This window comes from Streptomyces sp. NPDC054796, from assembly GCF_053611545.1.
The window spans coordinates 1-10,414 of record NZ_JBSHAO010000067.1 but is presented as its reverse complement, the minus strand read 5'-3'; the positions used below and the strand labels follow the sequence as shown (position 1 = coordinate 10,414).

7 protein-coding genes are annotated in these 10,414 nt (G+C 70.6%); 2 read left to right on the top strand and 5 right to left on the bottom strand.

Features of this window, described 5'->3' with window-relative positions; all coding sequences use genetic code 11:
• Window positions 1-130 precede the first annotated feature (130 nt).
• On the bottom strand, window positions 131-1,579 hold the full coding sequence (locus ACWGJ2_RS35040; protein ID WP_453350392.1) for a catalase: 1,449 nt from the start codon (window positions 1,577-1,579) through the stop codon (window positions 131-133).
• Between the two features lie 232 nt (window positions 1,580-1,811).
• Here ACWGJ2_RS35040 and ACWGJ2_RS35035 point away from each other — a divergent pair, with 232 nt between their 5' ends.
• Window positions 1,812-3,629: an alpha/beta hydrolase gene (locus ACWGJ2_RS35035; protein ID WP_453350391.1), complete on the top strand. Its 1,818-nt coding sequence runs from the start codon at window positions 1,812-1,814 to the stop codon at window positions 3,627-3,629.
• Between the two features lie 15 nt (window positions 3,630-3,644).
• On the opposite strand, the gene ACWGJ2_RS35030 is transcribed toward ACWGJ2_RS35035, so the two are convergent.
• The 4 genes from ACWGJ2_RS35030 to ACWGJ2_RS35015 form a co-directional block, all read right to left on the bottom strand.
• Window positions 3,645-5,060 carry an AI-2E family transporter gene (locus ACWGJ2_RS35030; RefSeq protein ID WP_453350390.1) on the bottom strand — a complete coding sequence of 472 codons (1,416 nt, stop codon included), beginning with the start codon at window positions 5,058-5,060 and terminating at the stop codon, window positions 3,645-3,647.
• Between the two features lie 253 nt (window positions 5,061-5,313).
• Window positions 5,314-6,021 carry an aggregation-promoting factor C-terminal-like domain-containing protein gene (locus tag ACWGJ2_RS35025; protein WP_453350389.1) on the bottom strand — a complete coding sequence of 236 codons (708 nt, stop codon included), beginning with the start codon at window positions 6,019-6,021 and terminating at the stop codon, window positions 5,314-5,316.
• A 600-nt stretch (window positions 6,022-6,621) separates the two neighbouring features.
• Window positions 6,622-7,944: a PhoH family protein gene (locus tag ACWGJ2_RS35020; RefSeq protein ID WP_453350388.1), complete on the bottom strand. Its 1,323-nt coding sequence runs from the start codon at window positions 7,942-7,944 to the stop codon at window positions 6,622-6,624.
• A 365-nt stretch (window positions 7,945-8,309) separates the two neighbouring features.
• The gene (locus ACWGJ2_RS35015) at window positions 8,310-9,071 is read right to left on the bottom strand and encodes an isoprenyl transferase (protein WP_453350387.1); all 762 of its coding nucleotides are present in this window, start codon (window positions 9,069-9,071) and stop codon (window positions 8,310-8,312) included.
• 110 nt (window positions 9,072-9,181) lie between these two features.
• On the opposite strand from ACWGJ2_RS35015, the gene mgrA reads away from it, so the two are divergent.
• On the top strand, window positions 9,182-10,246 hold the full coding sequence (gene mgrA, locus ACWGJ2_RS35010) for an L-glyceraldehyde 3-phosphate reductase (RefSeq protein ID WP_453350386.1): 1,065 nt from the start codon (window positions 9,182-9,184) through the stop codon (window positions 10,244-10,246).
• Window positions 10,247-10,414 lie beyond the last annotated feature (168 nt).

Here is a 10,414-nt window from a genome sequence, read left to right as displayed (position 1 = left end):
TGGGTCGGGTGGCGGCGGGGGCCCCGGTCGGCGCCGGGGCCCGGGTCGCCCCCCGGCCGGGCCGCGGGTATCCCCCCGCCCCCCCCGCGGGGGGGGGGGGGGCGCCCCGTGCGCGTCGGGGGCCGGTTCCTCAGCCGCCGTTGACCTTCGCGGCGATGCGGTCTCCGACGTTCTTGTCGATGTTCCGCCAATACTGGAGGGCCCGCTCCAGCACCGGCTTGCTGACGCCGTCGAGCAGATGCCCGGCCGCGTTGTTCACCAGCCGTTCCCTGGCCGCGTCGTCCAGCACCTGGCGCACCTGGGTGCCCGCCTGGCCCCAGTCGTCGTCCTCCCGGCGCAGCGTGTACGCCTCGCGCACCATCTCCGTCGCCTCCACGTCCCAGCCCGTCGGCAGTCCCGCGACGCCGCTCTGGGCCTCGGGCCCGCCGTACGAGTTGGGCGCGTAGGGCCGGGACACGTCGGGCGAGACATAGCGCATGGGGCCGTCCTTCGCGTACGAGTGGACGGGGGCCTGCGGCCGGTTGGGCGGGAGCTGCGCGTAGTTCGGGCCGATGCGGTAGCGGTGCGTGTCCGGGTACGAGAAGAGGCGGCCCAGCAGCATCTTGTCCGGGGACGGGCCGATGCCCGGCACCAGGTTGGAGGGCTCGAAGGCGGCCTGCTCGATGTGGACGAAGAAGTCCTCCGGGTTCTTGTTGAGCGTCATCCGGCCGACCTCGATCAGCGGGTAGTCGCCGTGCGGCCACACCTTCGTCAGGTCGAAGGGGTTGAAGCGGTAGTCGGGCGCGTCGGCGAACGGCATGATCTGCATGTAGAGCGTCCACGAGGGCGCGTCGCCCGCCGCGATGGAGTCGTACAGATCGCGCCGGTGCACATCCGCGTCGGCCCCGGCCATGTGGTCGGCTTCCTCCTGCGTGAAGAAGTCGATGCCCTGGTCGGTCTTGAAGTGGTACTTCACCCAGAACTTCTCGCCGCCCGCGTTCACCCACATGTAGGTGTGCGAGCTGTAGCCGTTCATGTGGCGCCATGTCCTGGGGATGCCCCGGTCGCCCATCAGCCAGGTCACCTGGTGTGCCGACTCCGGGGACAGGCTCCAGAAGTCCCACTGCATGTCGTGGTCCCGCAGGCCGCTGCCGAAGTGGCGCTTCTGGCTGCGGATGAAGTCCTGGAACTTGCTCGGGTCACGGACGAAGAAGACCGGGGTGTTGTTCCCGACCATGTCGTAGTTGCCGTACTCCGTGTAGAACTTCAGCGCGAAGCCGCGCGGGTCCCGCCAGGAGTCCGGGCTGCCCTGCTCACCGGCGACGGTGGAGAAGCGGGCCAGCATCGGCGTGCGCTTCCCGGGCTGGAAGAGGTCGGCCTTGGTGAACTGGCTGACGTCGTTGGTGACCTCGAAGACGCCGTAGGCGCCGCCGCCCTTGGCGTGGACGACCCGCTCGGGGACCCGCTCCCTGTTGAACTGGGCCATCTTCTCGATCAGGTAATGGTCCTGGAGCAGGATCGGGCCGTCGGTCCCGACGGTGAGCGAGTGCTCGTCGCTCTCCACCGGGATGCCGACGTTGGTGGTCGTGTAGTCGGTCATGTGGTTGCGTCCTCCCGTGTACGGGGGCTGGTACGGGATGCGCGATCGCCTTCCCCAGGAAAACTCGCCGACGGGCTGTCGGCAACTGCTTGGACGGAGTCCAGCCCTAAACTCCGTCGATCCGATGAGACGCCCGGGGCAACCCCTCAGCCCCCACCCGCGTCACTGAAACCGGCACCGCATCACCTACCGTGACATCCGGAACGAGACGGACGGCCGGGAGACCGCACACATGCCGCAGCAGCAGGCCGCCCACCGGCCCTCAGAGCAGCGCGTTCCCCGAACCGTCGGCCAATCGGCGCGCCGGACGGGCCGCCGTCTGCTCGCCCTCGCCCGCCGCCCGTACGGGGACAGACCCGATGCGCGCCGGCTGGTCCGCCGCTGGCCCGCGCTCGTGCCCCTCTGCACAGCGACCGTCTTCTTCTGGCTCTCCCTCACTCCCTCCCTCGTCCCCCGCCCCTGGTTCCTCCAGGGCGTGATCGGCGGAATCACCGCCGCCATCGGCTACGCCATCGGAGCGCTCGGCACCTGGCCGGCACGTCCCCTCCTGCGTCGCCTCGCCCGGCGGCCCCTCGCCCGCAGGCTGGTCCCGTGGCGCCCTGCCGAGCGGGCGCGGGCCCACGCCTGGCAGGCGTACTACGTGCTGGCCGCCGGGCTGACCGTCCTGTGCCTGTCCGAGAGCGCCCGGATGCAGCGCGAGCTGCGGCGGCTCCAGGAGATACCGGAGACGCTGACCTGGCACTCGCTGATGATCACGCTGATCGCCTGCGCCCTGTGCGGGCTGCTGGTGCTGCTGGCGCGCGCGGTTCGCCTGGGCACGCGGCGGCTGATCCAGGGCCTGGGCCGCTATGTGCCCCGGCCCGTCGCCGTCGTCGCCGGGCTGCTGATCAGCGCGACGGCCGTCGTCTTCGGCACCCGCGACGTCGTCTTCGACCGGGGGATCATCGACATCGCGGCGCGCATCGCGGAGACCACGAACCAGGGCACCAAGGACGGCATCTTCCGGTCGGGTTCCCCCTACGTCTCCGGCGGCCCCCGCTCCCTCGTCAACTGGGACGACCTGGGCTACGAGGGCCGCAACTTCACCGGTTCCGTCCTCACCCCCTCCCGCATCACCAGCGTGACGGGGCGCCCGGCGAAGCCGCCGGTGCGCGTGTACGTCGGGCGGCAGAGTGCGGACGGCTACGAGGAGGCGGCCAGGCTGGCCGTCGCGGAGCTGGAGCGGACGGGCGGCTTCCGGCGCGACGTGCTGGCCATCGCGGGCACGACGGGCATGGGCTGGGTCAACTCGACGGACGCGGAGCCGCTGGAGTACCTGCACGGCGGCGACACGGCGATCGTGGCGGCCCAGTACTCGTACCTGCCGAGCTGGGTCTCCTTCCTCGTCGACAAGGAGCAGGCGGGCCGCGCCAACCGCGCGCTCGTCGAGGCTGTGCGGGCCCGCTGGCTGCGCGAGCCGGAGGAGCGGCGGCCGAAGCTCGTCGTCTTCGGCGAGAGCCTGGGGGCCTACGGCATCGAGGCGGCGTTCGACGGCGCGGACGACCTGCTCGCCAAGGTGGACGGCGCGGTACTGGCCGGGTCGCCGAACTTCTCGCCCATCCGGAACGAGATCACCGACGGGCGGGCGCCGGGGAGCCCCGTGTGGCGGCCCGAGTACGAGAAGGGGCGCAACTTCCGCTTCGCGCAGTGGCCGCGGAAGGACCTCGCCCGGCCGGGGGGCGCGTGGGAGCGGCCCCGGGTCGTCTACCTCCAGAACGCCTCGGACGCGATCGTCTGGTGGTCGTGGGACCTCGCGCTGAACCGTCCCGAGTGGGTACGGGACCCGCTCGGGCCCGACATCACGACCGAGGTCGACTGGTTCCCGTTCGTCACCTTCTGGCAGACCACCGTGGACATGGCCGTCTCCTACGGCGTCGACGCGCCGCACGGCCACCGCTACGGCACGGGCTCCGTCGAGGCGTGGGCCGCCGTGGCCCCGCCCCCCGACTGGTCCCGCGCCGACATCCGCCACCTGAAGCGGTTCATGGAGGCGAGGGAAGCGCCGTACTGACCGTCCCCGTGACCGTCAGCGCTCGCCGTCCGGCGAGGACGAAGAGGCGGAGGGGGAGGGAGAGGGAGAGGGGGAAGCCGAGGCGGGCTCCGAGGCGGGCGCGCTCGCGGAGAGCGCCGCCTCGGCGGTGGCGGGGTCACCCGGCCGCGCGTCCGGCGACGGGGGCGCCGCCTTCATCGCCTGCTCGTGCGAGTACGTCTTCAGATAGCCGACGACGGTGTTGAGCACCGCCACCAGCGGCACCGCCACCACGGCCCCGGGGATCCCCGCGATGAGGCTGCCCCCGGTCACGGCGAGCACCACCGCGAGGGGATGCACCCGCACCAGGCGGCCCAGGATGAAGGGCTGGAGAATGTGGCTCTCGATCTGCTGGACCAGGAGGACGACGGCCAGCACGAGCAGCGCCGTGAAGATGCCGTTGGTGACGAGCGCGACCAGCACGGCCAGCGCCCCGGACAGCACGGCGCCGACGATCGGGATGAAGGCGAAGACGAAGATGAAGACGGCGAGCGGCACGGCCATCGGCACGTCGAGGAAGTAGATGCCGATGCCGATGAAGATCGCGTCGATCATGGCCACTATCACCGTGCCGCGCACATAGCCGGTGAGCGTGATCCAGGCCCGGGGGCCCGCGCCCGCGACGCCCTCGCGCGCCGCGCTCGGCACGAAGTTCATGGTCCAGCGCCAGATCCGGCGGCCGTCGTACAGCAGGAACAGCGTCACGAACATCGCGAGCACCGCGCCCGAGAGGAACTCGAAGACGACGGTGACGCCTTCGAGCCCGGCCGTGGTGACTTCCTTGCTGTTGTCGCCGACCCAGTCGCTGACGTTCTTGGCGATGTCGTTGATCTGGGCCTCGGAGACATGGAACGGGCCGGTCGTGGCCCAGGTCTTCAGCTCCTCGATGCCGTCCTGTACCCGGTCGGTCAGGGTCGGCAGGTTCTCCATGATCTGCCAGACGACGAACCAGCCGATCAGCCCCATCACGACGAACCCGGTGATGAAGGTGATGGCGGTGGCGAGGCCCCTGCCGAGGCCGAGGCGCTTGAGGCGCGCGACCGTCGGCTGGAGCAGCGCGGTGATCAGGAGCCCCGCGGAGAAGGAGAGGATCAGCAGGCTGATCGTGCTGATCACCTGGATCAGCACCCAGATGACCCCGGCGAGGATGAGCAGCCGCCAGCCCACCTCGGCCGCGACCCGTACGCCCCAGGGCACCACGGTGGCCGGTTCCGGCTTGGCGCCTATGGCGGGCGCGTAGTCGGGCGGCGCGGGGACGCTCCGGGGCTCCACGCGGGCCGAACCCGGCACCGGAGTGTCCGCGGGCCTGTCGTTCACGGCCTCGTCACCGACCGCGTCCTCGGCCCGCCGCTCGGCGGCCCGCGCCGCCCAGCGCTGCGCGCCGGACCACAGCCTGTCGAACCTGCTCGTCATCCCACGTCCTCCGCCCCCGATTGCCTGCGTCTGCCCTGCCCGCGTCTTGCGTTGCCGTCCGGAGGACGACGTTACCGGCGCGCGAGGTTGCTTCTCGGCCGGACGCGCGAACAGTGATCATCGCAACGCACGCCCAGCCGGGCCCACGAGTGCCCCGGAACCGGCCTCCGGAACGCGCGATGCCCCTGGTCCGGGTCGGGGCCAGGGGCATCGCGGAAAGCTGTGGAGTTGTGGAGCTGTGTGGCTCGTTACCTCAGTACCAGTTGTTGGCCTGCCAGAAGTCCCAGGCGCCACAGGGGCTGCCGTAACGGTCGTTCATGTAGTTCAGGCCCCACTTTATCTGGGTGGCCGGGTTGGTCCTCCAGTCGGCACCCGCGGAGGCCATCTTGGAACCGGGCAGTGCCTGGACGAGGCCGTAGGCGCCCGAGGAGGCGTTGGTGGCCTTGTAGTTCCAGCCCGACTCGCGCTCGACGATCTCCGAGAAGCACTGGAACTGGCCGCCGCCGACGATCTGCTGGGCCATGGACTTGACCTCAGAGATGCTGTACGAGGACTGCTGGGCGAAGTCACCGGCGTCGCGCTCCGCCGAGCGGCTCGCTGCCTCCTGCTTCTTCTCCCGCTCCTTGGCCAGCTTCTCGGCCGCCGCCTTCTCGGCCGCTGCCCTCTTGGCCGCCGCGTCCTTGGCGGCCTTCTTGCGGGCAGCTTCCTCAGCGGACTTCTTCGCCTCCGCTTGGGCAGCCGATGAAGCGGTGTCTGCCTGCTGCGTGAGGGAAGCCGTCTGTACCTGGGTCTGCTGACCCGCCGGTATGTCTGCGAGGAGCGTCGCGTCAGCCGCGGTGGCCTCGACGTCGTTCGCCGTCTGCCCTTGCTGGCTGCCCGAAGCCACACCGACGACGGCGCCGACGGTGGTGACCGCGGTGGCAGACGCCACGGCGAATCCCCGGACGGAGATCCGAGTCACACGGTTTCCTTCCAACGTGCCCGCTTGAGTGACCGCGCGGGCGCATTCTTGCCCCTGGCACTGACCTCCCCTGGTATGTGGCCACTGGAGGTACGGGCCCGGTGGGTCCCGCCGAACGGATCGGCGGGCCCGCGTGGTGCTTCGGGCGGCATACGGCGACTGCTGTTCAGTTCTGTACTGCGTGTGCTGCCGCACCCCTGGGGGTGCTGGTGTGCCGTATGCGGGGCCTGACAGAAACCACACCCTGCCGGACGCGTATGGCTTGAGGCAATTCTGTGCCGAGTGGGAAAGCTCACAGGGGGTTTGGGCCCAGAGGTTTTCGGAAACACGGGCGCGCCGCCTCCGGTTGGGGCTAAGCTGCTGCGCCCCATTCGTCACACGAGTGACCCCGCGTCAACTGAGCCTGGGATTCCCGCAGGTCAGGACGGATTGCGTCAAGCGTACGGCACGGATGTCCGCAGAGCGAAAGCGCCCCGCGCGTCCACGCGCACCTACGTCAGAGGTACGCGCTTTTCGGACAGTCGGACCCCGGAGGACGGCAACGGCGCCGGCCCCGCCGAAGCGGGACCGGCGCCGGATGCCCCGATGCGCTCAACTCCCTCAGAGGGGGCTTTCCTCCAGCATTTCGGTCACCAGCGCCGCGATCGGCGAGCGCTCGGAACGGGTCAGGGTGATGTGCGAGAAGAGGGGGTGCCCCTTCAGCTTCTCGACGACGGCGACGACTCCGTCGTACCGGCCCACGCGCAGATTGTCCCGCTGTGCCACGTCATGGGTGAGAACGACCCGCGATCCGGCGCCGATCCGCGAGAGCACCGTCAGCAGCACGTTCCGCTCCAGCGACTGGGCCTCGTCCACGATGACGAAGGCGTCGTGGAGGGAGCGGCCGCGGATGTGCGTGAGCGGCAGGACCTCCAGCATGCCGCGCCCGACGACCTCCTCGATGACCTCGCGCGATGTGACGGCGGAGAGCGTGTCGAAGACCGCCTGGGCCCACGGGTTCATCTTCTCGGCCTCGGTGCCCGGCAGATAGCCCAGCTCCTGCCCGCCGACCGCGTACAGCGGCCGGAAGACCATCACCTTCTTGTGCTGCCTGCGCTCCAGCACCGCCTCCAGGCCCGCGCAGAGCGCCAGGGCGCTCTTGCCCGTACCGGCCCGGCCGCCCATCGAGATGATGCCGACCTCGGGGTCGAGGAGGAGGTCCAGGGCGATGCGCTGTTCTGCGCTTCTGCCCTTGAGGCCGAACGCCTCCCTGTCGCCGCGCACGAGTTTGATGCGCCCCTCGGGCGTCACCCGGCCGAGTGCCTTGCCCTTCTCCGACTGGAGCACCAGCCCGGTGTGCACGGGCAGCTCGGCGGCCTCGGGCACGAAGGCGCTCTCGGCGGCGAACAGTTCGTCGATGTCCTCGCCCGGGAGGGTCAGCTCGGCCATGCCGGTCCAGCCGGAGTCCGTGATCGCGAGTTCCGCGCGGTACTCCTCGGCGAGCAGGCCGACGGACGACGCCTTGATGCGCAGGGGCAGGTCCTTGGAGACGACGGTGACGTCGTACCCCTCCGCCTGGAGGTTCCTGGCCACGGCGAGGATGCGCGAGTCGTTGTCGCCGAGCCGGAAACCGGCGGGGAGAACCGTCGTGTCGGAGTGGTTCAGCTCTACCCTGAGCGTCCCTCCCTGCTCCCCGATCGGGATCGGGGCATCGAGCCTTCCGTACCGGATCCGGTACTCATCCAGCCTGCGGAGCGCCTGGCGTGCGAAATAGCCGAGTTCCGGGTGGTGACGCTTGGCCTCCAACTCGGTGACGACCACGACCGGCAGCACGACCTCGTGCTCGTCGAATCGGTCCATGGCTGTTGGGTCGGCGAGCAGCACGCTGGTGTCGATGACATACGTGCGCCGGTCGAACTCGTTGCGCTTCTTGCTGGTCACCACGGGTGGACGAACCCCCTCGTGAGATCGGGGAGCGACAGCGTCGCGAGGGACGGAGCCGGTCCGCACCCGCACAGAGCGGGCCGGGGACCGGCCCTCCTCGTCGTCCGCACGAGCCGTGCGGTCGTCCGTGGTCTGCAAATCGGGCCTCCCGGCGGCCGGACCCATGGATCGGGCTCGGCCAGAAGGGATATTCCCCCGCGGCCCCACAACCATGCAATGGCATATGACGCCACACCGAGTGGACGAATGCCGGGGGCCGCTGGTCACCTCTGTTAAAGAGGAGGCCAGGCGCGCGCCGCGCCGCGTTCACGGACCGCGTCCGGGGCCCCGCGTGGGGCTCGGGCGCGGGGGCCGCGCATCGGCCGTCAGTTGCCGTAGCGCCGGTGGCGGGCCGCGTAGTCGCGCAGGGCCCGCAGGAAGTCGACCTTGCGGAACGCGGGCCAGAAGACCTCGCAGAAGTAGTACTCGGAGTGCGCGCTCTGCCAGAGCATGAAGCCCGAGAGGCGCTGCTCGCCGCTGGTGCGGATGACGAGGTCCGGGTCGGGCTGGCCGCGCGTGTAGAGGTGCTCGGAGATGTCCTCGACGGTGAGGTTCTCGGCCAGCTCGTCCAGGGTCACGCCATGCGCGGCGCGGTCGGCCATGAGGGAGCGGACGGCGTCGGTGATCTCCTGTCGTCCGCCGTAGCCGACGGCGACGTTGACGAGTATCCCGTCGATGTCCCCGGCCTGCTGCTCGGCCTTCTTGAGCACCTGCTGCGTGCGGTCGGGCAGCAGGTCGAGCTGGCCGACGTGGTGCACGCGCCAGCGGCCGTCGCCCGCCAGATCGCGCACGGTGTCCTCGATGATGCCCAGCAGGGGCAGCAGCTCGTCCTCGGCGCGGTGCAGGTTGTCCGTCGAGAGCAGCCAGAGCGTGACGACCTCGACATCCGTCTCGGCGCACCAGCTCAGCAGCTCCTGGATCTTGCTGGCGCCCGCCTTGTGCCCCTGCTCCGTCGTGCCGCCCGACGCCTTGGCCCAGCGGCGGTTGCCGTCCAGGATGACGCCGATGTGCTTCGGCGCCCTGTCGTGGTCGAGGCGGTCCTCCACCCGGCGCGCATACAGCCTGTACACCAGGTCACGAAGCTTCATGGGAATGGCCAGCCCCTCCATGCCGAGTCAGGAATTCCTGAACCCTACTGCCGCTCACCCGCGCGGGCGAAGTCGGGCCACCCACACAGCCCCTTGATAGGAAAGGGGGTATGACGCACGACGCACTTCTCCCCTCCCCCTACTCCCCGTACCGCGCCGACGACGCGCGCTACGACACGATGGAGTACCGCCGCACCGGGCGCTCCGGGCTCAGGCTGCCCGCGATCTCGCTCGGCCTGTGGCACAACTTCGGCGACGACAAGGCCCTGACCACCCAGCGCTCCATCCTGCGCCGCGCCTTCGATCTGGGCGTCACGCACTTCGACCTGGCGAACAACTACGGGCCGCCGCCCGGCTCGGCCGAGCTGAACTTCGGCAAGCTCCTCGCCCAGGACTTCCGCCCCTACCGGGACGAGCTGGTCATCTCGACCAAGGCGGGCTACCGGATGCACCCGGGCCCGTACGGCGAGTGGGGCTCGCGCAAGTACCTGCTCTCCTCCCTGGACGCCTCGCTGAAGCGGATGGGGCTCGACTACGTCGACATCTTCTACTCGCACCGCTTCGACCCGGACACCCCGCTGGAGGAGACGATGGGGGCGCTGGCCTCCGCCGTACGGCAGGGGAAGGCGCTGTACGCGGGGATCTCCTCGTACAACGCGCGGCGGACCAGGGAGGCCGCGGGGCTGCTGCGCGAGATGGGCGTGCCCGCGCTGATCCACCAGCCCTCGTACTCGATGCTGAACCGCTGGACGGAGGAGGACGGCCTCCTCGACACGCTGGAGTCGGAGGGCATGGGCTGCATCTCCTTCGCGCCGCTGGCGCAGGGCCTGCTCACCGACAAGTACCTCGACGGCATCCCGGAGGGCTCGCGCGCGGCGCAGGGCAAGTCGCTCGATCCAGGGCTGCTCTCCGACGAGGTGCTGCGGCGGCTGCGCGGGCTCAACGACCTCGCCGAGCGCCGGGGCCAGTCGCTGGCCCAGCTCGCGCTGTCGTGGGTGCTGCGCGACGCGCGGATGACCTCGGCCCTGATCGGCGCGAGCAGCGTGCGGCAGCTGGAGGCGAACGTCGCCGCGCTGAGCGGTCCGAAGCTCACCGACGACGAGCTGCGGGAGATCGACTCCTACGCGGTGTCCGAGCCCGGCACCAACATCTGGGCCCGCAGCAGCGAGAGCTGACGCAGCAGGCCGGGTCTCCCCGCGGTCCGGCCCGGCGCGCCGGGCGCGCTCCGGCGCGGCCGGGCGGCGCACACGGGACCGGGTGTCCTGGCACGTCAGGGAAGAGAAGCGGCCCCCCCCGCCCCGCGGCGGGGGGCGCGCCCCCGGGCCGGGCCCGGGCGGGGGGGC